The sequence below is a fragment of the Streptomyces adelaidensis genome, assembly GCF_016598475.1.
Lineage (GTDB): Bacteria > Actinomycetota > Actinomycetes > Streptomycetales > Streptomycetaceae > Streptomyces > Streptomyces adelaidensis.
This window is the reverse complement of record NZ_JAEMUX010000025.1, coordinates 60435-82858: the sequence shown is the minus strand read 5'-3', so window position 1 is coordinate 82858 and position 22424 is coordinate 60435. Positions and strand designations below refer to the sequence as shown.

Here is a 22424-nt window from a genome sequence, read left to right as displayed (position 1 = left end):
CGGGGGATCTCCACATGCTCGACACCGCCTCGCCGGCGTCCCGGCTCCTCGACCACGCCGACCACTACGCCCGCTGGTCCGGCCTGGCCATCGGCCTCATCGCCGCACAGGCGCTGTCCACACTGGGGGACGTCGAGTTCGAGCAGCGCGTCGTGTTCTGCATCACGGCCTTCGGCCTGTGCGCGGTGGCCGGTGTGCTGCTCGCCGACGCCCTGACCCTGCGCCCCCAGGAGGCGGTACGCACCGCGAGTCTCGCCCCGCGCCTGGTCAGAGACCATGTGCCACCGCGCATGGGCCCCCTGATCGCCCTCCAGGGCGTCTTCCTCGTCGTCCTGCTGGTGATCACGGCCACCACGGCCTCCGTCGACCCCGACCGAATCTTCGGTACGGGCAAGGCACTCACCCTCACCTGCAACGGGATGCGCGCGACCGCCGGCCCCTGGCCCGGCCTGTACTACACCCTCCCGATGTTCGGCGCGCTCGCCATAGCCACCCCCACCTGCATCTGGGCCCTGCGCCGCATCGCCCACGGACCTGGCGCGGAACAGCAGCGCCGGGACCGCGCGTGGGCGGTCACCGGGGCCTGGGGCCTGCTGGTGTCGAGCCAGCAGCTGTACGCCGTACTGATGGTCTCTTTCGCGCTGACGGAGACGGGCTGCGCCGGTGTGCTGGGCGTGCTCACCTTCTGGGTGTTCTACCCGCTGGCCCTGCTGAACCTGTTCACCGTCGTCTGGTCCCTGGTCACCGTGGTGGCCCCCCGCGCGGTCGAGAACGAGGCGGACGACGACGATGAGTGATCCAGCCGTCCGTGTCGACACCGCCAGCCAGGTACCGCCGTACGAGCAGATCCGCGCGCAGCTCGCCGCGCTGATCGTCACCGGCCGGCTGACCGAGGGCGAGCGGCTGCCGACCGTGCGCCAGCTGGCCACGGACCTCGGCCTGGCGCCGGGTACGGTCGCCCGCGCCTACCGCGAGCTGGAGGCGGCCGAGCTGATCCGCACCCGGCGCGGCGCGGGCACCCGGGTGGCGGCGCCCCCGACCGGCCCCACCCGCCCGTACGCCGCCCAACTCTCCACCCTCACCCGCGACTTCACCTCCGCCGCCCGCGCGCTCGGCGCCGACACGGACGCCATCCTGACCGCCGTACGCGACGCCCTGGGCCCGGACCGCCCCTCCTGAGCGCCCGCCCCCCACCCCGCCCCTCCCCTGCGCACCACACCCTCACCAAACCTCAACGCCCTTGCCACGCAGGGACGTTGACACCGATATTCACCCACCTCACCATCTGAGTCCCGGCTTACACCAAGCCACCGCAGTGCCGTCGACACCGCAGAGCACCGCACACCCCAGCCGGTGTCTCCAGGGCGCACAACGCCGATGATGGAGAGGTCAGTTGAAGAATCGGTCCAGGAACGACGCCGGAGGCGGGTACGGAGGAAGGTCCAGAGGCGGGCTACGCGCCGTCACCGCCGCACTCGTCAGTCTCGTCGCCCTCTGGGGGCTGTTGGGACCGGCCGCTCCCGCCGCGTACGCCGCGAGCGCGCCACCGCGCCTCGCGGACGGCTTCGGTCTCACCGTGGTACGCCAGCCGCAGTGGGCGGACGACGACGAGCGCACGTTCTTCTTCAGCGTGAAGTCCCGGCAGGTCCCGGTCTACGCCGCGATGGAGGGCCAGACCTCGGACGAGCACGTGGTCCTGGTCACCCTGCCGACCGGTTACGGCGACGACGCCACCCGCTACCCGGTGCTCTACAACCTGCACGGCGCCGGGGACCGGCCGGACATCCTGCGGAACAAGGTCATCCCCGAGCGGGCGACCGAGGGCGTTCCGCTGATCACGGTGACGCCGAACGGCGGCGGCAAGGGCTGGTACACGAACTGGCTGAACCCCGGCGAACTCGGCCCCCAGAACTGGCGGTCGTTCCACCTCGACGAACTGATCCCGTTCGTCGACACCAACCTGAGGACCGTGGCGACCAGGGAGGGCCGGTCGATCGCCGGCCACTCGATGGGCGGCTTCGGCGCGTTCCACTACGCCGAGACCCGGCCGGAGCTGTTCAGTCACGTCGGCAGCTTCTCCGGCACCCTCGACTGGCACGACTCGGCCCTGCGCGCCGCCGTCGTCGGCAGCGGCGTGATCGAGGCGTACGGTACGCCGCTCAACGGGCCCGACGCGGTCTTCGGCCCACCCGTGTGGCCCTTCGACGGCGGCTGGGACGCGGCGAGCGCCGCGCAGAACGTCGCACCGTTGCGCGGCATGGGCGTCGCGATGTACGCCGGCGACGGCGGCGACCTGACGGTCGACCCGGTCCTGGCCGTGGCGGAGAAGATCGACCGGCAGTCGGCCGTGACGGCCGCGGCCCACCTGCGGGCGGCGGGCATCCCGTACCGCTTCGCCGACTACGGCGACGGCACCGGGTGGGGCGAGGGCTGCAACGGCAAGCACAACCAGGATCCCTGCCTGCAGGCGGACATGGACGACTTCGTGAAGCTGATCTCGAAGCGGCCGGTCACGGGGCGATGAACCCGCACGAGGGACAGGTGTCCAACAGGGCCGACGGGAACAGCGTGGGCGGTTCGCTGGTCCAGTTCAACAACGCGCAGACCGTGCGCATCGAGACCACCCGGCCCTCGTCTCCCCGAACCCCCCTGGACGAGGCGGCCGACAAACTCGCGACCGCGCTGCGCAAGCAGTGGCAGCACGAGGAGTACCGGCGGAAGGTGCCGAACCCGAGGCCGTTGACGACCCGCTGGGAGCCGGCCCCCGACGGCCTCACGGATCACTCGCAGAACATCTGGGGCTCGGCGGCAGGAGCCGTCCCCAACCCGCTGCCGCTGACCGGTGAGCTGAGCCAGATCGTCGCCGTCCACCGGGGGATACCGTCCGAGCGGCTGGTGGTGCTGGGTCCTTCGGGTTCGGGAAAGTCGGTCCTGGCCATGCGGTTCGCGCTGGACATGCTGGGACCGCCCGGCACCTCCGTCGGCGTCGTTCCGGTCATCTTCGGCCTCGGCTCATGGGACCCCGCGACGCCCCTGCGCGACTGGCTCGTCGGCACACTGGAGCGCGACCACTCCGGCCTGCGGGCACCCGCCCCGGACGGGCCGACCCTCGCAGCGGCGCTGGTCGACGACCGGCGCGTCCTGCCCGTCGTTGACGGGTTCGACGAGATCGCCGACCACCTGCACGGTCAGGCACTGAAGGCACTCAGCGACGATCTCAGGCCCCTGCTGCTGACCAGCCGTCCGGACGAATACGGCGCGGCCGTGACGAAGGTCGGCGCCCTGACCTCCGCCGCGGGCATCCGGCTGACCAGCCTCTCCCTGGAGGATCTTGAAAAATACCTGCCGCTCACCGCCCGCAAGACACCCACACCCCCCGAGGACGAGCCCGACGGCGACCCCCTGGGCACGATCGCCCCCACTCCCTGGACCCCCGTCCTGCGGACCCTGCACAACCACCCCGGCGACCCGGCCGCCGCCCGGCTCACCGCCGTACTGACGACGCCGTTGATGGTCATGCTCGCCCGCACCGTCTACGGCAAGGAGACGAACCGCGATCCGCAGGAGCTGCTGAAAGCCACATCGCTCAGCACGCCCCAGGCGATCGAGGACCACCTCCTGGACGAGTTCGTCCCCACGGTCTACCAGGATGTGTCCGCCGTCCGCCGGGAACGTGTCCGGCACTGGCTCGGCCACCTCGCCCGGCTCGGCACCGACGACCTCGCCTGGTGGAAGCTGAGCGGTTCCGTCGGCCGCTCGACCCGCGCGTGGGTGATCGGACTCGTGGCCGGACTGGTCGTCGGGCTCACGGACGCCCTGGCCATGTGGATCACCATCCTCACGATCTGGCGCACAGGGCACGGCGCCCTGGAGGCACTCTGGATCGGGCTGCTGAACGGAACGGCCTTCGGGTCCGCGTCCGGGCTGGTCTTCGGGCTCGCGTACCGGATCAGACACGGGAACCACGCGTGTGAGCCGTCACGCCAGAGCATACGAATCCCCCGTCGCACGAGGGACGGCCGAGCGAAAAGGCCCTGGCGGACGCTCGCCGACAAGCCGTTGACGGGCCTGGTGGGCGGGTTCGTCTTCGGTCTCCTGTCATGGCTCGTGTCCACTCTTCTGCTCGGGGCCGATGAGGAGTTCACGCTCGGCTTCATGTTCTATCTGGAGTACGGACTGCGGTGGGGCCTCAACGCCGGGATCCTGTACGGCGTCTCGGCCGGGCTGGTGTTCACGCTCATGACCTGGTTCGAGGCCCTCGTCGACATCGAGACCGCGGTCAGCCCCCATGCCCTGCTGAGCATCAACCGCGCGAACGTGCTCTTCCAGTTGCTGGGGTGCCTGCTCGTCTGCGGCACCGCGGGCGGCGTCCTGTACGGGCTCGGGTGGTTCCGGACCGTCGACTGGCTCCTGTACGCGGTGGTGGGCGGCCTGGGAGCCGGGCTCGCCTACGGTCTCGGGCTGACCGCCTGGGGGCACTGGATCGTCCTGTGCCGTGTCTGGCTGCCGCTGACCGGACGCCTGCCCTGGCGGCCCAGCGCCTTCCTGCGCGACGCCCACGACCGAGGCGTACTGCGCCAGTCCGGCGCGTACTACCAGTTCCGCCACGCCCGGCTCCGGGACCGTCTCGCCCGTCCAGGACCCTCCGAAGGGCACGGAGCCGGTGCGCGGCCGTCCGAGGATTCCGAGGATCACGGCACGGCCGGTTCCATCACCGCGTAGTCCGCGAAGCCGCGGCGGTACCGGGAGTGCCGCGTCTCCTGCGTGTGCCTGCGCTGCCACTCCTCCACGGCCGCCGGATCACTCCGTACGCCCGACTCCGCCCCGCACTCCACCTCGTCACCGGACACGCACCGCGCCTCGTACTCCGGCTCCGCCGTCGCGTCCTGCGCGATGACGTACGGCACGTACCGCAAGACGCGGCGCGTACGGGCCGCCGCGTGGTCGCGCCGCTGGTGGTGCCGGAGCAGCACGTTCGCGTCCGTCTCCGCGCTCCCGTCGTAACGGGCCCGCGCCTCGTCCCGCCGTACGGCCAACTCCGCGCACGTCGCGCAGCCGGGCACCGGAACGGGCGGTCGGCCGAGCTCACCCTCGTCTCGCCGGCGCACCATCATGTCCTCCTCTTCGTACGGTGGTTCGCCGCCTTCACGCGCGCCCCGATCCGCTCCGCCGCCGTCGCCGGCCGCAACGTCGCCGGGTCCGCCTCCCACTCCCGGCCGCCACCCACCGGGCGCAGCATCGCGTACGGCCCGACCTTGTCCCGGTACTCGCCCACGCGCCGCGTCCGCGGGTCGTAGACAAGTTGTCCCTCTGGTTCCACGTGCACTCCACAGCCCTGTCCGTAACTCTGGGTGTGCCCAGCGTCGCCCACGGGAACGGTCCCTATCAACGCGAAACGTGTGGCACTGGGCCTTTGCCACGGAGGAGCACGAGGGGGACGTTGTGACGAGGCGGAACGCGGAGGGGGCCGGTGGCGCCGGCAGTTCGGTCCTCTTCGGCGAGGTCCTGCGGCACTACCGCGAGGCGGCACTGCTGACGCAGGACGCACTGGCGAGGGAGATCCCCTGCGACCGGTCACAGGTGGCGAAGATCGAGGCGGGGACGCGGGTCCCGAGCGAGCAGTTCGCGAAGCGGTGCGATGAGGTGTTGGGGACGGGTGGGGTGTTGGCCCGGATCTGGGCCAAGGTGGATTGGTATCCGCAGGTTGTGCACCCGGACTGGTTCGAGCGCCGAGTGCAAATGGACGCCGAGGCCACCGCTGTCATGCAGTACCTGAACAACGTCGTGCCGGGCCTGATGCAAACCGAGGAGTACATGCATGAGTTGCTCTCTCGTCACATCGGGGACTCCAAGTCAGTGGAGGAACGCGTCAGGGCGCGACTCAGCCGACAACAGCGCTTCCTGACCTCGGAGGGCCCGCTCTACGTCGCCGTCTTGGACGAGAGCTGCCTGCGCCGCGTGGTGGGAGGCCCCCGGATCATGCGGGACCAGTTCGCCCACCTGCTGGAGGCAAATCAGCGCCCCAACATCCGCATCCAGGTCGTTCCCTTCGACGCCACCGAGACCGACCGCCCCAACGCCCCGATGACGCTGATCAGGCTGCCCGACGGACGCGAGTGGGTGTACTCCGAATCTCTGGACCTCGGCCACTTCAACGACGATCCGGCCGTCCTCTCTCGGCACCGCCAAACCTATGATGTGCTCAGGGCGGACGCGCTGTCGGCTCGCGAATCAGCCGTTCTGATCAGCGACTTGATGGAAAGGTGTGAGCACCGTGAGCAGTCTGGACCTGAGCGCGGCGGTCTGGGTCAAGAGCAGCCACAGCGGAACCAACGGCGGCGACTGCATCGAAGTAGCCCCCGGTTTCCCCGGCCTCGTCCCCGTCCGCGACAGCAAGAACCCTGACGGCCCCGTACTGGTCATCAACCGCTCCGCCTGGCTCTCCTTCATAGGCGCCGTGCGGTCGGAGTCGTAAGCGAACGGGCGGACTTCGCCGCACTCCGAAACAACCGCCCCTCCCTCCACAGCTGTTGATAACCACAGCAGCTATGACAACGGCAACGGCGACGACGCAGACCCACGCCCTCTTCGACATACCCACGGCGTACGGGCACTCCGAGGAACTCCCCTTCATCGTGCTGGCGGGAGCCCGGGGCCTCGGCAAGAGCACGGCGCTGCGGGAGCTGCGGGAGGCGTACCGGGGTCGTATGCCCGTCGCGTTGATCGACGCGGAGAAGTCACCGTTCGACCAACCCCCGCCGGGCCGGCCCCCGGCGTCCTGGTCGCCCGCGTACGAGGCGCTGTCGGCGATCGCGGAGCAGCTCGGCGAGCCCGTGGCCGGGGCCGGGCGGATCACGTTCCCCCGGCTGGCGTGCGGGCTGCTCGCCGTCGCGGCCGGGGGCTGGGGTGATCGCGGACTGTCGAGGATCTGTGCGGAGGCCGAGCGGGTCCTGCTGCTGAGCGACACAGGCGGCTGGCTGGCCGGGCGGTGGGTGGGCAAGACCGTGGCCCGGCTGGTGTCGTCGATGTCGGACCAGGGCCCGGTGGTCGAGGCGATCATCGAGACGGCGCTGGAGGCGTTCAGCGAGGGGATGTCGTCCTCGCACCGGCGGCTGCGCCGGGGCGCCGTCTGGTACCGCGACCACCCGAACGCGGCCGGGAACCCGAAGCGCGGCCTGGTCCTCCTCTCCCGGCACTTCAGGGCGGGCGGCGACGCCCGGACCCACGCCGAGCATCATCTCGTACGGGCGCTGCTCGCGGACCTGGACGACGCGTACGCGGGGGTCGTACCGCGTACGCAGCGAACCGGACGGCCGGTGATCCTGCTGGACAACGTGCAGGAGGCGGCGGGGCGGCGGCTGCTGGAATCGGTGTTGCGGGGCCGGGCCGACGGCAGGGCCGACCAGGTGACGTTCTTCGCCGGGCTGCGGGGGCAGGGCCACCCGGCGCTGCGGAACGCGGCCCGCCGCACCCTGCCGGAGGTGACACGGACCAGCGGCTGGGCGCCGGGCGGGACGCCGTCGTCGCACGCCCTGCTGGTGTCGTTGCCGCCACTCTCCCCCGACGAGACGCGGCAGGTCATGGCTGCGGCCTGCGGCCCCGGACAGCCGATCCCACCCCGACTCCCCTCCTCCGCACACCGGTTGACCGGAGGCAACCCCCTCGGCACGTCGCTCATGGCCGAATCGGCGCGCCAGAATTTCCCCCGAGGGCTCACCGGGCCGGCCGACCTGCTGCTCGCCGACCACGCCGGACGCCCCGCCTACGAGATGATGCTGGACCGACTCCTCCCGGACGAGGCCCACCTCGACGAGCTGACCGTCCTCGCCATCGCCCACGACCACGACTCGGCCGTCACCCTCGCCGAGTCCCAGCTCCCGGTCGGCTTCGGCGCGTCGGGCATACTGGCCCTGGAAGACCGCCTGGCGGCGGAAGGCCACGCCCCCGCCCCCGACCACTTTGTGGGCGACCCGTTCCTCCGGACCCTGCTGTCGCTGCGACTCCGCCACGGGAACGGCGACCGCCCGGACCGCACGGCTTGGCGGGACGCCCACCGCGCGCTCGCCACCCACTACGGCAGCGCCCTCCCCCTCCACCGCGCCCACCACGAACTCGCCCTGGGCGACGCGGACTTCGCGGTGGCTCACCTCAGCGCCACATTCCACGAGGCGGACCCCCGCACCTGGCTGACGTCCCTGGTCTTCATCGCGTCGGCCCCGTACACGGACGGTCCGGACGGCCCGGACGACCGGGGCGCGGTGGCACTCGGCCGCCCGGACCCGGCCCTTCACCCGCGCGTACGCCGTCTGCTGCACGCGGTGTGGCAGCTGACGGATCCCCTCGTCCTACCGGACCCGGAAGTCGCCGAAGGCATGCGCCGGGAGCTGGAACAGCTCTCCGCCACCCGCCCGGCCGACGACATACTCCTGTGGCGGGCGTCGAAGGACTGGCCGGACGACGCGGTCGGGGGCCGCCCACTGCGCGTGGGATGACCGGAGGTCTCGACTCCTGCGACGGCGACGGCGACGCGCGATGGGGCGGACCTCGCCAGGAGGTTCCGCCCCATCTTCCATGGGTCATGCGGGTCAACGGGTCGTGCGGGTCAATGGGCCATGCGGGTCAACGGGTCATGCCACCGGGCTCAGAAACGGTCCGGGGCACGCTCCGGGAGCGGAGAACCGGGGAGCGCGTCCCGCTTCTGGTTCTTCCGTGCTTCCGCGTTCGAGTCGGCCGTCGCCTCGCAGGTCACGTCCTTCGCCGGAAGTTTGCCGGTGAACAGGTAGTCGGTGACCGTGCCGTCCGAGCAGGCGTTGCCGTTCGGGTAGACGCCGTGGCCCTCGCCCGCCGAGGACGGTGGGGAGAGCGGCATCAGCGTCGCGACTCGACCAGGACCTCGATGCCGTCGAGCACCCGGTCGAGCCCGAAGTCGAAGTCGAAGTCGGTGTCGCCCTCGTCCCCGTGCTCGAACACGCCCGAGCCGAGGAGCCGCGCGATGGCGGGGTGCCGCTCGGCGTCGGTGAGCGCCCCGAGCGCCGCCGCGTAGCGCCGTAGCGACCCGTCGGGCCCGACCCCGCTCGCCCGCATCCCGGCCTCCAGGTCGGACGTCAGCACGGATTCGTTCCGTACGTAGCCGCCCACCAGCATCAGCACGGAGAGCTTCTCCTCCTCGCGCAGGCCGGTGCCGTCCAGCCCCGCGAGCGCCGCCTCCATCCAGGCCAGGGAGTTGGGGCCGATGGGCGGTCCCGACGTCGGGATGCGCAGCACCCACAGGTTCCGGCGGAAGACCGCCCGCTGCGCCCGCGCCCACCACGCGAGGCACTCACGCCACCCCGACCCGGACGGCGGCCCCTCGGGCGGCACACCCACGGCCGCCTCCAGCATCAGCACATAGAGCTCGTCCTTGGCGCCGACATAGCGGTAGAGCGACATGGGCGAGACGCCGAGTTCCTTGGCGATCCGCCCCATGGACACCGCGCCGAGCCCCTCGGCGGCCGCGATCCACACGGCCGTGTCCACGATCCGGTCGAGGCTCAGCCCGGGCCGCGGCCCCTTCGCGGGGCGTTCGCGCAGGCCCCAGGCCACTTCGAGGCTCACGGGCAACCCCGTCCCGCTCTCCGTGTCCGCCACGTACGCCTCCCTCGTCGCCCCGATCGCCAACCGGTCCCCGCCCCCGGCTTGACGCACATCCTATTTCTGCGTAACCCTTACACAGTAACGCGTAAGGGTTACGCAGTTGAATGGCGACAGAGACACAGAAGCCGACAGAGACACAGAGATGAGGGGCGATGCCAGAGCACCCGTCCGACCCGCACCCGTCCGACGCATATGCGCGCCCGGCCATCGAGGCCACCGGCCTGACCAAGTCCTACGGTGACCTCCAGGTCCTGCGCGGCGTGGACTTCACCGTCCCGCGTGGCGCCGTACACGCCCTGCTCGGCCCCAACGGGGCGGGCAAGACCACCGCCGTACGCATCCTGGCCACGCTCTCGACCGCCGACGCGGGCACGGCCCGGGTGGCCGGCCACGACATCCGCACCGCACGCTCCCAGGTCCGCCGGGCGATCAGCCTGACCGGTCAGTTCGCGGCGGTCGACGAGATGCAGACGGGTACCGAGAACCTGCGCATGATGACCCGCCTGGCGGGCCGCGGCCGTCCGGCCGCGCGCGCCAGGGCGGCGGAACTCCTCGACCGCTTCGACCTCACCGGCGCGGCCGACCGCCTCGTGAAGACGTACTCCGGAGGCATGCGCCGCCGCCTGGACCTGGCCGCGTCCCTGGTCGGCGACCCCGAGGTGATCTTCCTCGACGAGCCGACCACGGGCCTGGACCCACACGGCCGCGCCGCCCTCTGGGACGTCGTACGCGAACTGTCCGCCCAGGGCACCACGGTCTTCCTGACCACCCAGTACCTGGAAGAAGCCGACCAGTTGGCGGACCGCATCGCGGTACTCGACAAGGGCGTCCTGGCCGCCGAGGGCACCTCGGCCGAGCTGAAGCGACGCGTCGCGGGCCACCGCCTCGACCTGGTCCTCGCCGACTCGGCGAGCTATCTGCGCCTGGCCTCGCGCGCCACCCACACCGACCCCGACACCCGCACCCTGGGCCTCCCCACCGACGGCTCGGCCGCCCACATCCGCGCCCTGCTGGACGAGTTGGACCCCACCCGCACCACCGTCTCGCGCTTCTCCGTCCACACGGCGACCCTCGACGACGTCTTCCTCGCACTCACCCGATCCCCCGCCGCGGAGCCGGCCCATGTCTGACGCCCTGATCATGACCGGCCGCTCACTGCGCCTGAGCCGCCGCAACATCGACGCCCTCATCACCTCGATGGCCCTGCCGGTGATGATGCTGCTGATCTTCGTCTACTTCTTCGGCGGCGCGATCGACACCGGCACGCGGTACGTCACCTACGTCGTCCCCGGTGTCCTCCTCCTCTGCGCGGGCTTCGGCTCGGCCAACACGGCGATGGCGGTGACGGAGGACCTCAAGAGCGGCATCATCGACCGCTTCCGCTCCCTGGACATCGGCGGCATCCCGATCCTCACCGGCCACGTCCTGGCATCGGCGGCCCGCAACTCACTGGCCACCGCCCTGGTTCTCTGCCTGGCCTTCGCCATCGGCTTCCGCCCCTCGGCCACCCTCGCGGGCTGGCTGGCGGCGACGGCCGTCCTCCTCGTCTACATCCTCGCCCTGTCCTGGCTGTCGGCCGCGATCGGCCTCTTCGTCAAGTCCTCCGAAGCGGCGGGCGGCTTCACCTTCTTCGTCAGCTTCCTCCCCTACCCCAGCAGCGCCTTCGTCCCGACCGACACGATGCCCGGCTGGCTCCAGGGCTTCGCGGCCCATCAGCCGGTGACCAAGGTGATCGAGACCCTTCGGGGGCTGCTGCTCGGGCAGCCGGTGGGGACCACTCCGTGGGTGGCGCTGGCTTGGTGTGCGGGAATCCTGGCGGTCTCGGCGGGGGCTTCGGGGCTGCTGTTCAGGAGGCGCACGGCGTGAGCCACGACGCCCACGCCCGTACGCCGACCGGCCTCCGGGGGCCGCTCACGTGCCCGGCCCCGGGAGGTGTGGGTGATCCTCGGCGGATCAGCCCACCGCGCTCGCCCGCTCCTCCGGGGTCAACTCCGAGTAGGGGCGGCTGTCCCTGGCGTTGGGCGTAGCCGGTTCCGCCGCGCCACCGGCCTCCTCAGCGCCGTTGGCCTCCTCCGCGCCGCCAGCCTCCTCAGCGCCACCGGCCTCCTCAGCGCCACCGGCCTCCTCCGCGCCGTACGCCTCCTCCGCGCCGTACGCCTCCTCCGCGCCGTTGGCCTCCTCCGCGCCGCTACCGGCTGGGGTGGCGGAGTGGGAATCCTGGGTCACGGCGACGGTGTCGTGGGCCGAGGCCGAGGCGATGCCGGCCGTGCCCGCGGCGGCCAGGACGGTTCCGGCGGCGATGCTGTACAGCCGACGGCGATTCTGCGAGATCTTGCGGTGCTTCAACGAACTTCCTCTGTTCGGGTGTCAGTTGTCTCGGACCGCGGGCCGCCGCATGGCAACGCGGAAGCCCTCGTGTGACAGAAGTACGGGGGTGGGCAGAAACGGGTTGCATGCGGCTGCGAAGGAAATTTTCTTGCCGCGCCATGCAACCCCGCAGGCCGGATCCCCGTATGTACGACCGGCAGGATGACGCGCAAGCGGAGGTCAGCAAGAGTGAGGGAAGCAGTCCGGGAACGGGAGTTCCGGGAATTCGCCGAGGCGCGGCAGGCGCAACTCCGGCGCAGCGCGTACCTGCTGTGCGGGGACTGGTACCAGGCGCAGGACCTGACCCAGACCGTCCTGATGAAGCTCTACGCGGCCTGGGGACGGGTCCGCCGGGACGGCAACGTGGACGCCTACTCACGCACCATCCTCACCCGCACCTTCATCGACCAGCAGCGCAAGGGAGGCTGGCGCGAGGAGCCGATGAGCGAGCCGCCCCACCAGTCCACTACCGTGCCGGCCGCACCGGAGTTGCACATGATGATGCGAGAGGCACTCATGGAGTTGTCGCCCCGCTATCGGGCCGTGCTGGTCCTGCGATTCTGGGAGGACTGGACCGTCGAACAGACGGCACACGCGTTACGGGTGACTCCGGGGACGGTGAAGAGCCAGAGCGCCCGGGGGCTCACCCGCCTGCGTGCCATCGTCGAGAACATGAACAGTGAAGGGACGACCAGGTGAGGCCGGAAATGGACGAGCGCGACGACGACGCCCTGCACGCCGCCTTCCAGGAACTCCTCGGCTCGCGGCCGGAACCGCCCCTGCCCAGCGTCGTCGACGCGGCCGTGACCGGTGGCCGCCGCATCCGGCGCCGTCGCGTGGTGCTCGCCGCGGCGAGCACGCTCGCGGTCGTGGCCTGCACGGTCGCCGTGGCCACCACCCTGTCCGGGCCGGACGCCGGACACAGCCCGCGCCCCGTCGCCCCGGCCGCCACCCCCCCTGCGAGGCCCGGCCCGACCACAGCCGCACCGGAGGACGGCCGCGCACAGCCCGCGGAGGGCACGGCTACCGGCGGAGGGGCGGCTCAGCAGGACTCGACCGGTGGGGCCGAACCCGCTCACACGGGGGCACAGCGCTCCGGCGACGGATAGACAAACCCCGCGTGAGACAACCCCCGCGTTCTTCGGGTGGTCAGGCTCCCACGGACCGGAGCGCCGCCAGGCCCACGTCCGCGTACGAGTGCTTGCCGCTCACGAAGATGTTGACGCCGTAGTAGTTGAACAGCCAGCAGCCGAAGGCGACGAGCGCGATGTACGCGGCCTTGCGGCCCTTCCACCCGGCGGTGGCGCGGGCGTGCAGGTAGCAGGCGTAGGCGACCCAGGTGATGAACGCCCAGGTCTCCTTCGGGTCCCAGCCCCAGTAACGGCCCCACGCGTCGCCCGCCCAGATCGCGCCCGCGATGATCGTGAACGTCCACAGCGGGAAGACGGCGGCGTTGACGCGGTACGAGAACTTGTCGAGGGACGCCGAGGCGGGCAGCCGCTCCATGACGGAGGTCGCGAACCGGCCGGGCGTGCCGCCGCTCACGAGCTTGCTCTCGTAGGAGTCCTTGAAGAGGTACAGGATCGTGCCGACCGCGCCCACGTAGAAGACGGCGCCGCAGAGGATCGCGGTGGAGACGTGGATGTACAGCCAGTACGAGTGGAGAGCGGGAACCAACTGGTCGCTGGCGGTGTACAAGACAGTGATGGCGATGCCGAGATCGAGGAGGACCGTCGTGATCAGGAACAGCCCGAGCCAGCGCACGTTCTTCCGCAGCGCCAGCAGCGTGAGATACACACCGACGGCCACGGTGGAGAAGGTGATGTTGAACTCGTACATGTTGCCCCACGGCGCCCGCTGCACCGAGAGCGCCCGCGTGAGCACCCCGCCGAATGCGACGAGGAAGGCGAGCACGGTGAGGGACACGGCGATACGGCCGTAGAGGTCGCCCTGCTCGTCCCCGCCATGGGCACCGGGCCCGTCCGGCACGTCCCGCGCACCGGCGGCGGCCCGCACGACCACCTGCGGCCGCTCCAGCACACTCGTCCCGCCGGCCTTCGTCACGGTCACGGCGGGCGCGTCCGCCTTCTTGGCCGCGCCCTTCGTGTCGGCGGTCAGCGCGGCGGCCGTCCGGCCGACCTTGCTGCGGCTGCCGAAGAGCCATTCGGCGATGTACGCGAAGAAGGCCAGGGTGTAGACGGCCATCGCGGAGTAGATCAGCGTGTTACTGAGATTCGCGAGGTTCTCGTTGGTCGCGGCGGCCAGAGTCACTTCTTAGCCCCTTCGGCAGGTACGGCTGGGGGTTCGGGGGTGGGGTCGGGGTTCTTGGGCTCCGGCTCGGCGGCGGTCGGGGCCTCGGTGTGGATCAGGGCGGCCAGGTCGCCGAGCTCCTGCGGCACCTTCGCCGACTCGCTCCGTCCCAGGCCCGCCATCTCGACGACGGTGACGCCGTCGGGGCCGGTGGTGGCGCGGACCCAGACGCGGCGGCGCTGGATGAACAGGGAACCGGCGAGTCCGGCGATCGCGGTCATGGCCCCGCCGAGGGCCCAGCCGCTGCCGGGCTGCTGGGTGATCTGGAAGCCGGCCCACTCCTTGACGCCGTCGAAGGTGATCGAGCCGGCGCCGTTCGGCAGCTTCATGGTCTCGCCGATCTCCAGGTTCTCCCGCACCTGCTCGCCCTCGGAGTCCTTGAACCCCTTCAGCTTCGACTTGTCGAGCTGGTACACGCTCTGCGGGATGCCCCCGTTGACCCGCAGATCACCGTGGTACGGCGTCAGGTTCAGCCGGGGGTTCGACAGCGCGGGGAACTGCGAGACCACGGCGGTGCCCTCACCGCCGTACGTCGGAAGGAAGAAGGCCTGGATACCGAGCTGGTCCCACTTGCCCCGGCCGTCGAGGTAGCCGTCCATGACCTTGATCGCGCCGGTGGAGGTGACATTGGAGTCGAGCGGCAGCAGCGGGACGGCGTCGTCGAAGACGACGTTGCCCCTGCCGTCCTTGATCGTGATGACGGGAGCGTAACCGTGGCTGACCAGGTAGACCTTGGAGTCGTCGATCTCCAGCGGCTTGTTGACCTCGATCTTGGCCGACCGCTCCCTGCCGTCCGCGCCGACCGCGTAGTCGACGGAGGCCTCGTAGACGCGCGGGGTGCCCTTGTTGGGGCCGCTGGTCTCGTAGGTGCCCCGGAAGTTCTTGAGGTCGAAGCTGAACGGGTTGAGGTCGTCGGCGGTGAAGAGATTGCCGGACTTGAAGTCGTCGTACTGCGTGAGGGTGTTGGCGAAGCCGTCGCCCTCGACGATCAGCTTGTTGCCCTCGGACCGGAAGAGCTGGCCCCAGGCGAAGGCGACGAGCATCACGATCAGCGCGATGTGGAAGGCGAGGTTGCCCGCCTCCCGCAGATAGCCCTTCTCCGCCGCGACCGCGTCCCCGGCGACATGCGCCCGGAAGCGGCGCCGCTTCAGCGCCTTCAGCGCGACCTCGCGCACCAGCTCCGGCTCGGCCTCCGTCCGCCAGGTCGCGTACGCGGGCAGCCGGGTCAGCCGCTTCGGCGCGCCCGGCGGACGGCTGCGCAGCTGCCCCACGAACTGCCAGGTGCGGGGCACGATGCAGCCGATGAGCGAGACGAAGAGAAGGATGTAGATCGCCGAGAACCACGGCGAGCTGTAGACGTGGAACAGCCCGACCTTCTCGAAGACCGGCCCCCAGAACTCGTGCCGCTCCATGAAGTCGACGACCTGCGACTCGTCCTGCCCCGACTGCGGGATCAGCGAGCCGGGGATGGCCGCGAGCGACAGCATGAAGAGGAGCAGCAGCGCGACCCGCATCGAGGTCAGCTGCCGCCAGAACCAGCGGACCCAGCCGATCACGCCCAGGGAGGGCAGATTGGGGGCGTCCTCCTGGGGGGCGGTGGACAGCTGCGAGCCGGCGGCACCGAGGTCGTTGTCGTCGGTGGCGGCGGAGGTGGAGGCGCTGTCGGCGGCGGAGGCGCGGTGGGGACCGGAGTCTGGACCGGAGTCGCGGTCGGGATCGGAGGTTCCGCTTTTGCCGGTCGCCCGGCCCTTGCCCGCGGCCCGGGCCCCGTCAGCCGGGCGGCCCTTGCCACTGCCGGTGCGCTCGGCGGCGTTCTCTCGCTCGCCGGAGGCCTCGCGGTCGGAGTCGGTCGTCGTCATGGCTCAGATCCCAGGAGTGAAGCCGGTGGACCAGACCTGCATCTCCTGCACGATGCGGTCCCAGGCGCCGGTCAGCATCAGCAGTCCGATCGTGATCATCATGCCGCCGCCGATCCGCAGCACCCACGCGTAGTGCCGCTTGACCCAGGCGAAGGCGCCGAGCGCCTTGCGGAAGGCCACCGCGGCGAGCACGAAGGGCAGGCCCAGCCCCAGACAGTACGCCACCATCAAAAGGGCCCCGCGACCGGCGCTGGCCTGTTCGAGAGCGAGGGCGTTGACCGAGGTGAGCGTCGGTCCGATGCAGGGCACCCAGCCGATGCCGAAGAGCGCGCCGAGGACCGGAGCGCCCACGAGCCCGGTCGCCGGCCTGGTGTGGAAGCGGAACTCCCGCTGGGTGAACCAGGGCATCAGGCCCATGAAGAACAGGCCCATGGCGATCATGAGCCCGCCGAGCACCTTGTTCAGCACGTCCTGGTGCTCCAGCAGGGTCCGCCCGAAGTACCCGAAGAGCGCACCGCCGGAGACGAACACGAAGGTGAACCCGAGCACGAACAGCCCGGCCCCGGCCACCATCCGCCCTTTGCGGGCCTCGATCAGGTCGGTGCCGCCGACTCCGGTGACGTACGACAGATAGCCGGGCACGAGCGGCAGTACGCACGGGGAGAAGAAGGAGACGAGCCCGCCGAGGACGGCGATCGGCAGGGCGAGCAGCAGCGCCCCGTTGAAAACGGTCTCGTTCGCGGCGGCGGTCGTGGTCAGCGCGGTGGCCATGGTCGGCACGGACGTCCCTGTCACGTCACTTCTCCGCGAGGATCGGCTTGAGCATCTTGCGCAGCTTGGCCTCGCTGAGCGCCTGCTGGGTGCGCGCCGCGAGCTTCCCGTCCCGGTCGATGACGAGCGTGGAGGGGATCAACTGCGGGTTGAGCGAGCCCTTCTCGAAGCGCAGCAGCAGCTTGCCCGTGGGGTCGTACAGGCTCGGGTAGTCGACCTTGTACTGCTTCTCGAAGGCGATCGCGGGCCGCGTACTGGTGTCACGCGTGTTGATGCCGACGAACTGCACGTCCTGGTCGGCGAGGTCCGTGGCCACCTTCGCCAGGTTGGGCGCCTCCGCGCGACAGGGAGCGCACCAGGAGCCCCACACATTGAGGACGATGATCTTGCCCTTGTAGGCGGACGAGACATCGAGCTGGTCGCCGTCGATGGTCTTCCCCGAGAGGTCGGGCGCGTCGCCCCGATCCGCCTTCTTCACCGTCGCGATCCCGTCGGAGCCGGCGATGAACCCGGTCCCGCCGCCCCCGCCCTCGATGCCCCCGCCCGCACAGGCGGACAGCACCAGCGCCAGGGCAACGCCTCCGGCGGAGAGCAAAACGGCACGACTACGGCTCGTACGGACACTCATGTGAAAAGTTTCGCATGCCCGTTTCGCGGCCCTACGGCGGGGTCGAATGCCCTCATACAGGCTGGTCAGGTGGTCGATCCGGCCCCCAGGAACTCCTTCCAGCCGCCCGTCGGCTGCTGCCCGACCCCGAGGCTCCGGAGCTTGGCGAGGACATCCGGCTTCTGCGCGTCCATCCAGTCCACGAACTGCCGGAAGGAGACGATCCGGACGTCCCCGTCCTTGGCCTTCTCCTTCGCTCGGGCGATGTGCTTGAGGGCCTCCTCGACGGCGTCCATGTAGACCCCGCCGTTCCACTCCTCGAAGTGGTTGCCTATGAAGAGCGGCGCCCGGTTCGTCTCGTAGGCGCGCTGGAACCCGGCGACGTACGCGCCTGTCGCCTGGGTGCGGTAGGCCGGGTAGTTGGCGGGCGGCGCCTGGGTGGAGTTCTGGGACTGGTTGAACATGATGTTGTAGTCCATCGAGAGGACCTCGTAGCTGTGGCCCGGGAAGGGCACGGACTGCAACGGCAGATCCCATACGCCCTCCTTCTTGGCGGGCCAGACCTGGAGGCCGCCGGGCGAGGAGGAGTCGTAGCGCCAGCCGAGTTCGCGCGCGGTGGGCAGCAGGTTCTCCTGGCCCAGCAGACAGGGCGTCCGGCCGCCGATGAGTTCCTTGTCGTAGTCGAAGGGCAGCGCTTCGACGTCGGTCCAGCCGCTGTTGGTCTTCCACTCCTTGACGAACGCCTTCGCCTGGTCGATCTCGCTGCGCCACTGCTTCGGCGTCCACTTGCCGACCGAGCCGTAGCTGTCGCCGCAGAAGTGGCCGTTGAAGTGGGTGCCTATCTCGTGGCCGTCGAGCCAGGCCGTCCGCAGATGTCCCAGTGTCGACTTGATGTGCTCGTCCGTCAGATAACCGATGTCGGACGCGCCCGGCGCGTTGTTGGGCGGCAGGTACACGCGCTTTTTCGACTCGGGGAGGAGATAGATCCCGGAGAGGAAGAACGTCATATGGGCGCCGTGGTCCCGCCCGGCCTTCAGGAACCGCTCGAAAAGGCCGTTCCCGACATCCCCGGCGCCGTCCCAGGAGAACACCACGAACTGCGGCGGCGTCTCGCCCGCCGCCAACGGGCGCGGCTTGTCCGGCTGTTTCGGCTGCTTGCCCGTGTCCGAGGTGGACCCGTCACCCAGCGGCTTCGCCGTCTTCCCCGGCTTCCCGGACTTCCCCGGGCCCTTGCCGCCGCCCCCGGAGCCACCGTTCCCACCGGCCTCGCCGGGCTCGCCCCCGAGCCCCGTACCGCAGCCGGTCAGTCCCAGGCCGGCGGCAGCACCCACACCGAGCCCGAGCATTCCCCTTCGCGATATCTCGCTCATTGCGTCCCCTTTGGTCATTTCACGCATCGGTTCACGTGAAGCACACCGTTTTAGAGGCGCTGGGAAACGTGGGGGTTCCGCCGAACTAGCATATGTTTAAGACTCTTTGACTGAATACGCTCGCATGAGGTGACTCATACGCTTTGTGACGGGGCGCACGCGGGCGGGGCACGCGTAGCGAGAGAGCACGCGAGGGCAGAGGAAAGGGCCGTACGTCTGTGAGAGAGACGTACGGCCCTTGGGGTTCCGCTTGATCTGGTCGATCTGGTCGATCTGGTCGATCTGGTCGATCTGGTCGATCTGGTCGATCTGGTCGATCTGGTCGATCTGGTTGATCTGGTTGATCTGGCTCGATCAGGGGTTCAGGCGCCGAAAGCCTTGTCCTGGCCCTTGACCGGCCTGGCGCCCGCGAGGAGATGGGCCGGCACGAGGTCCCGGGCCGGCTCGCTGTAGCCGACCGAGACGATCTTGTCGCCCTGGTACGTGAACGTCGTCAGGGAGGCGAGGGTGCACTGCCGCCGTCGCGGATCGTGCCAGAGCCGGCGCCGCTCGACGTACGACCGGACGATCCAGATCGGCAGCTGATGGCTGACGAGCACCGCCTCGTGTCCCCGGGCCGCGTCCTTGGCCGCGTCGAGGGCGCCCATCATCCGGACGACCTGGTCGACGTACGGCTCGCCCCAGGACGGCTTGAAGGGGTTGACCAGGTGCTTCCAGTTCTCCGGCCGCTTCAGCGCGCCGTCGCCGACGCCGAAGGTCTTGCCCTGGAAGACGTTGCCGGCCTCCAGGAGCCGCGCGTCGGTGGCGAGGTCCAGCCCGTGCGCCTTGGCGATCGGCGTCGCCGTCTCCTGCGCCCGCTCCAGCGGGGAGGCGACGACGTGCGTGATGTCGCGGGGGGCGAGATGCTCGGCGACCCGGTCGGCCATGCGCCGCCCGAGGTCGGAGAGGTGATAGCCGGCGAGACGCCCGTACAGAATCCCGTCCGGGTTGGCGACCTCGCCGTGCCGCATCAGATGGACGACCGTGATGTCACTCATGCCGCTGTAGCCTCCGCCGCTGCCCGCGCCGCCGCCGGAAGGGCGTCGGCGATCCGCTGTACCGCCTGATCGTCGTGTGCGGTCGACACGAACCACGACTCGAACGACGACGGCGGCAGATAGACGCCCTGCGCCAGCATCGAGTGGAAGAAGGCGTTGAAGCGGTACGACTCCTGCGCCTTGGCGTCCTCGTAGTTCCGCACGGGGGTGTCCGTGAAGAACACGGAGAACATGTTGGAGGCGTTCTGCACGGTGTGCGCGACGCCTTCCTTGGTGAGCGCGTCCGTGACGAGCCCCTGGATCCGAGCGGAGACGGCGTCGACCGTCTCGTACGCCGCGTCGTCCAGCAGCCGCAGCTGCGCGAGCCCGGCGGCGGTCGCGACCGGGTTCCCGGAGAGCGTGCCGGCCTGGTAGACGGGCCCGGCGGGCGCGAGGTACGCCATCACGTCGGCACGTCCCCCGAAGGCGGCGGCGGGGAAGCCGCCGCCCATGACCTTGCCGAAGGTCATGAGGTCCGGGACGACGCCGTCGATCCCGTACCAGCCGGCCCGGCTGGTACGGAACCCGGTCATGACCTCGTCGGAGACGAACAGCGCGCCGTGCTCGGCGGTGATGTCCTTGAGCCCCTGGTTGAAACCGGGCAGCGGCGGTACGACGCCCATGTTGCCCGGCGAGGCCTCGGTGATGACGCAGGCGATCTCGCCGGGGTGGGCGGCGAAGGCGGTGCGTACGGCGTCGAGGTCGTTGTAGGGCAGCACGATGGTGTCGCCGGCCTGGGCGCCGGTGACGCCCGGGGTGTCGGGCAGCGCGAAGGTGGCCAGGCCCGAACCGGCGGCGGCGAGCAGCGAGTCGACATGCCCGTGATAACACCCGGCGAACTTGACCACCTTGGCGCGGCCGGTGAACCCGCGGGCGAGCCTGATCGCCGACATGGTCGCCTCGGTCCCACTGGACACGAGCCGCACCTGCTCCAGCGGCCCGACCCGCGCGACCATCTCCTCGGCGAGCGCGACCTCGCCCTCACCGGGCGTACCGAAGGAGGTGCCGCGCGAGACGGCCTCCTGGACGGCGGCGATGACCTCGGGACGGGAGTGCCCGAGGATCATGGGCCCCCAGGAACAGACGAGGTCGACGTATTCGCGCCCGTCCGCGTCCGTCAGATATGGACCGGTACCGGACACCATGAACCGGGGCGTACCGCCCACGGCACGGAAGGCGCGCACGGGAGAGTTCACGCCGCCGGGCGTGACGGCCGCCGCGCGCTCGAAAAGAGTCTGCGAAACTGGGGCTTCATATGAATAGGGTCGTTGGGGCATGACCTGCGCTTTCTCCAACTTCTCCGACTCCGTCGCTCGTGACGCCTTCAGCGTAGGCCAGCACTCTCAGGCCATCGCGCGACAGATCTGAGCCACAGAGCCTCCGGCGGATCGACCGCCGCCACGATGCCCGCGCCTCGTCCTTCAACGGTCTGAGAGACTGGGGCTTCGTACGGATAGCTCACACAGGCCATGGTGTCAGAGGCTCCGAAGATCCTGCGGACTGGTGTTTCAACGCACGTTTCGGCGGGCGGCCGCGGGGGAGGTCACTGACACGATGATCGGGTTGCGTGGCGGGGGTCGCGCGTCCCAGAAATGCGTTCGGGTGGAGATATGCATCGCGGTGGCGGACTGGGCGAAGGGACCGGTGACCTCGGTCCTCGTCGTGCCCGGCGGGGCAGGCACCGGCGCGAAGCGGAGGAAGCGGCGGAGACACGGCAGGAGCGGGATCGCGACCGCGACCGCGACCGGAGTGGGCCGGGATCGAAGTCCGGGCCAGGGCCGATGCCGGGTGAGGTGAGCGGGCCGGCGGGGCCGGGCCCGCAGGGTTCGCTGCCGGCACCGCCGCCGGGACCACCGGCACCTCCTCCCCCGCCCCCACCGGTACCGCCTACATCACAGCCCCCGCACGCTCCGCAGGGACGGCCGGGCGTGTACGGTCCGCAGGGTGCACACGGCACACACGCTTCGCACGATCAGCAGACCCCGCAGACCTCTCCGCAGGAGGACGGTTCGCCCCGCTCACGTCGCCGACGCGGCGCGCAGGGCGACGCCGACCGTACCGGGTCCGAGACGGGGACCGAGACGGGAACGGGGACCGGGACCGACCGGATCCAGAGCGGTTCCGACCGCGCGGAAAGCGGTCCCGACCGGATCCAGAGCGGCGGCCCTGAGCGGATCGGGCGGCGCAGCCGTATGGACGGTATGGACCGTATGGATCGTGCCGATCATGTGGATCGTGTCAATCGTGTGGACGGAATGGATCAGACGGACCGGATGGACCGGCCTGACCTCGTGGATCGCAGGAGTCGCGCGGAGCGCAGGAGCCGCGCGGACCGCAAGGACCGTACCGAACACCCGGACCGCGTCGAGAGTGCGGACCGCGTGCCCGGAGCGGACCATGCGGACGGCCTCGACCACGTGGTCAACCGGCT

Annotated in this window: 23 protein-coding genes and 1 pseudogene; 11 read left to right on the top strand and 13 right to left on the bottom strand. The window is 70.4% G+C overall.

Annotated elements, in window-relative coordinates:
• Positions 1-14 precede the first annotated feature (14 nt).
• The 4 genes from I8N67_RS17130 to I8N67_RS17115 all read left to right on the top strand — a co-directional run bounded on the left by I8N67_RS17130 (position 15) and on the right by I8N67_RS17115 (position 4722).
• Complete coding sequence (locus I8N67_RS17130; protein WP_200303962.1) at positions 15-797, top strand: hypothetical protein; 783 nt, start codon at positions 15-17, stop codon at positions 795-797.
• A complete protein-coding gene (locus I8N67_RS17125) occupies positions 790-1179 on the top strand; it encodes a GntR family transcriptional regulator (RefSeq protein ID WP_200303961.1) in 390 nt (129 codons plus the stop codon). Before I8N67_RS17130 ends, I8N67_RS17125 begins: the two co-directional genes overlap by 8 nt.
• 214 nt (positions 1180-1393) lie before the next feature.
• The gene (locus I8N67_RS17120) at positions 1394-2524 is read left to right on the top strand and encodes an alpha/beta hydrolase (RefSeq protein ID WP_200303960.1); all 1131 of its coding nucleotides are present in this window, start codon (positions 1394-1396) and stop codon (positions 2522-2524) included.
• Positions 2521-4722, top strand: coding sequence for a hypothetical protein (locus I8N67_RS17115; protein ID WP_200303959.1), 2202 nt, complete (start codon positions 2521-2523; stop codon positions 4720-4722). The genes I8N67_RS17120 and I8N67_RS17115 overlap by 4 nt, the downstream gene beginning before the upstream one ends.
• On the opposite strand, the gene I8N67_RS17110 is transcribed toward I8N67_RS17115, so the two are convergent.
• Entirely contained in the window at positions 4692-5111 is a 420-nt protein-coding gene (locus I8N67_RS17110) for a DUF7848 domain-containing protein (RefSeq protein WP_200303958.1), read from the bottom strand. The two genes, I8N67_RS17115 and I8N67_RS17110, sit on opposite strands and share 31 nt — an antisense overlap.
• Positions 5111-5320 carry a hypothetical protein gene (locus I8N67_RS17105; protein WP_200303957.1) on the bottom strand — a complete coding sequence of 70 codons (210 nt, stop codon included), beginning with the start codon at positions 5318-5320 and terminating at the stop codon, positions 5111-5113. The genes I8N67_RS17110 and I8N67_RS17105 overlap by 1 nt, the downstream gene beginning before the upstream one ends.
• Before the next feature lie 122 nt (positions 5321-5442).
• Between I8N67_RS17105 and I8N67_RS17100 the strand changes: the two genes are divergently transcribed.
• The 3 genes from I8N67_RS17100 to I8N67_RS17095 all read left to right on the top strand — a co-directional run bounded on the left by I8N67_RS17100 (position 5443) and on the right by I8N67_RS17095 (position 8492).
• Positions 5443-6405 (top strand): helix-turn-helix domain-containing protein, encoded by a 963-nt coding sequence (locus tag I8N67_RS17100; RefSeq protein ID WP_200303996.1) that lies wholly within the window; start codon positions 5443-5445, stop codon positions 6403-6405.
• Entirely contained in the window at positions 6347-6475 is a 129-nt protein-coding gene (locus I8N67_RS42650) for a DUF397 domain-containing protein (RefSeq protein WP_307835260.1), read from the top strand. Before I8N67_RS17100 ends, I8N67_RS42650 begins: the two co-directional genes overlap by 59 nt.
• 73 nt (positions 6476-6548) lie before the next feature.
• Positions 6549-8492 carry a hypothetical protein gene (locus I8N67_RS17095; protein WP_234045831.1) on the top strand — a complete coding sequence of 648 codons (1944 nt, stop codon included), beginning with the start codon at positions 6549-6551 and terminating at the stop codon, positions 8490-8492.
• Between the two features lie 149 nt (positions 8493-8641).
• Here the strand turns inward: I8N67_RS17095 and I8N67_RS17090 are convergent.
• Positions 8642-8842: pseudogene (locus tag I8N67_RS17090) on the bottom strand (alpha/beta hydrolase); the annotation flags it as partial.
• 26 nt (positions 8843-8868) lie between these two features.
• Positions 8869-9627, bottom strand: a complete 759-nt coding sequence (locus tag I8N67_RS17085; RefSeq protein ID WP_307835258.1) for a TetR/AcrR family transcriptional regulator — start codon at positions 9625-9627, stop codon at positions 8869-8871.
• Positions 9628-9785: 158 nt separating this feature from the next.
• Here I8N67_RS17085 and I8N67_RS17080 point away from each other — a divergent pair, with 158 nt between their 5' ends.
• Positions 9786-10763 (top strand): ATP-binding cassette domain-containing protein, encoded by a 978-nt coding sequence (locus I8N67_RS17080; protein WP_200303956.1) that lies wholly within the window; start codon positions 9786-9788, stop codon positions 10761-10763.
• A complete protein-coding gene (locus I8N67_RS17075; RefSeq protein ID WP_234045830.1) occupies positions 10756-11499 on the top strand; it encodes an ABC transporter permease in 744 nt (247 codons plus the stop codon). The genes I8N67_RS17080 and I8N67_RS17075 overlap by 8 nt, the downstream gene beginning before the upstream one ends.
• An 87-nt stretch (positions 11500-11586) precedes the next feature.
• On the opposite strand, the gene I8N67_RS17070 is transcribed toward I8N67_RS17075, so the two are convergent.
• Positions 11587-11979 (bottom strand): hypothetical protein, encoded by a 393-nt coding sequence (locus tag I8N67_RS17070; protein WP_200303955.1) that lies wholly within the window; start codon positions 11977-11979, stop codon positions 11587-11589.
• A 210-nt stretch (positions 11980-12189) separates the two neighbouring features.
• Here I8N67_RS17070 and I8N67_RS17065 point away from each other — a divergent pair, with 210 nt between their 5' ends.
• Together I8N67_RS17065 and I8N67_RS17060 are read left to right on the top strand one after the other, a co-directional pair.
• Positions 12190-12699 carry a SigE family RNA polymerase sigma factor gene (locus I8N67_RS17065; RefSeq protein WP_200303954.1) on the top strand — a complete coding sequence of 170 codons (510 nt, stop codon included), beginning with the start codon at positions 12190-12192 and terminating at the stop codon, positions 12697-12699.
• 8 nt (positions 12700-12707) lie between these two features.
• The gene (locus tag I8N67_RS17060) at positions 12708-13109 is read left to right on the top strand and encodes a hypothetical protein (protein WP_200303953.1); all 402 of its coding nucleotides are present in this window, start codon (positions 12708-12710) and stop codon (positions 13107-13109) included.
• Between the two features lie 40 nt (positions 13110-13149).
• On the opposite strand, the gene ccsB is transcribed toward I8N67_RS17060, so the two are convergent.
• From ccsB to I8N67_RS44225, 8 genes are all read right to left on the bottom strand, one after another.
• Complete coding sequence (ccsB, locus tag I8N67_RS17055; RefSeq protein WP_200303952.1) at positions 13150-14271, bottom strand: c-type cytochrome biogenesis protein CcsB; 1122 nt, start codon at positions 14269-14271, stop codon at positions 13150-13152.
• A complete protein-coding gene (gene resB, locus I8N67_RS17050; protein WP_234045829.1) occupies positions 14268-16169 on the bottom strand; it encodes a cytochrome c biogenesis protein ResB in 1902 nt (633 codons plus the stop codon). The genes ccsB and resB overlap by 4 nt, the downstream gene beginning before the upstream one ends.
• A gap of 3 nt (positions 16170-16172) precedes the next feature.
• Entirely contained in the window at positions 16173-16940 is a 768-nt protein-coding gene (locus I8N67_RS17045) for a cytochrome c biogenesis CcdA family protein (RefSeq protein ID WP_200303991.1), read from the bottom strand.
• A 25-nt stretch (positions 16941-16965) separates the two neighbouring features.
• Positions 16966-17568, bottom strand: coding sequence for a TlpA family protein disulfide reductase (locus I8N67_RS17040; protein ID WP_234045828.1), 603 nt, complete (start codon positions 17566-17568; stop codon positions 16966-16968).
• 65 nt (positions 17569-17633) lie between these two features.
• On the bottom strand, positions 17634-18917 hold the full coding sequence (locus I8N67_RS17035; protein WP_200303951.1) for a polysaccharide deacetylase family protein: 1284 nt from the start codon (positions 18915-18917) through the stop codon (positions 17634-17636).
• Between the two features lie 362 nt (positions 18918-19279).
• Entirely contained in the window at positions 19280-19954 is a 675-nt protein-coding gene (locus tag I8N67_RS17030; RefSeq protein ID WP_200303950.1) for a histidine phosphatase family protein, read from the bottom strand.
• Entirely contained in the window at positions 19951-21270 is a 1320-nt protein-coding gene (gene hemL / locus I8N67_RS17025; protein ID WP_200303949.1) for a glutamate-1-semialdehyde 2,1-aminomutase, read from the bottom strand. Before hemL ends, I8N67_RS17030 begins: the two co-directional genes overlap by 4 nt.
• A gap of 741 nt (positions 21271-22011) precedes the next feature.
• The gene (locus I8N67_RS44225) at positions 22012-22410 is read right to left on the bottom strand and encodes a hypothetical protein (protein WP_200304004.1); all 399 of its coding nucleotides are present in this window, start codon (positions 22408-22410) and stop codon (positions 22012-22014) included.
• Positions 22411-22424 lie beyond the last annotated feature (14 nt).

Excerpts from the sequence above, each read along its gene's own strand:
- I8N67_RS17130 (WP_200303962.1), top strand. The coding sequence starts at position 15 with ATGCTCGACACCGCCTCGCCGGCGTCCCGGCTCCTCGACCACGCCGAC.
- I8N67_RS17125 (WP_200303961.1), top strand. The coding sequence starts at position 790 with ATGAGTGATCCAGCCGTCCGTGTCGACACCGCCAGCCAGGTACCGCCG.
- I8N67_RS17115 (WP_200303959.1), top strand. The coding sequence starts at position 2,521 with ATGAACCCGCACGAGGGACAGGTGTCCAACAGGGCCGACGGGAACAGC.
- I8N67_RS17110 (WP_200303958.1), bottom strand. The coding sequence starts at position 5,111 with ATGGTGCGCCGGCGAGACGAGGGTGAGCTCGGCCGACCGCCCGTTCCG.
- I8N67_RS17095 (WP_234045831.1), top strand. The coding sequence starts at position 6,549 with ATGACAACGGCAACGGCGACGACGCAGACCCACGCCCTCTTCGACATA.
- I8N67_RS17080 (WP_200303956.1), top strand. The coding sequence starts at position 9,786 with ATGCCAGAGCACCCGTCCGACCCGCACCCGTCCGACGCATATGCGCGC.
- I8N67_RS17075 (WP_234045830.1), top strand. The coding sequence starts at position 10,756 with ATGTCTGACGCCCTGATCATGACCGGCCGCTCACTGCGCCTGAGCCGC.
- I8N67_RS17060 (WP_200303953.1), top strand. The coding sequence starts at position 12,708 with ATGGACGAGCGCGACGACGACGCCCTGCACGCCGCCTTCCAGGAACTC.
- resB (WP_234045829.1), bottom strand. The coding sequence starts at position 16,169 with ATGACGACGACCGACTCCGACCGCGAGGCCTCCGGCGAGCGAGAGAAC.
- I8N67_RS17045 (WP_200303991.1), bottom strand. The coding sequence starts at position 16,940 with ATGGCCACCGCGCTGACCACGACCGCCGCCGCGAACGAGACCGTTTTC.
- I8N67_RS17040 (WP_234045828.1), bottom strand. The coding sequence starts at position 17,568 with ATGAGTGTCCGTACGAGCCGTAGTCGTGCCGTTTTGCTCTCCGCCGGA.
- I8N67_RS17035 (WP_200303951.1), bottom strand. The coding sequence starts at position 18,917 with ATGAGCGAGATATCGCGAAGGGGAATGCTCGGGCTCGGTGTGGGTGCT.
- I8N67_RS17030 (WP_200303950.1), bottom strand. The coding sequence starts at position 19,954 with ATGAGTGACATCACGGTCGTCCATCTGATGCGGCACGGCGAGGTCGCC.
- hemL (WP_200303949.1), bottom strand. The coding sequence starts at position 21,270 with ATGCCCCAACGACCCTATTCATATGAAGCCCCAGTTTCGCAGACTCTT.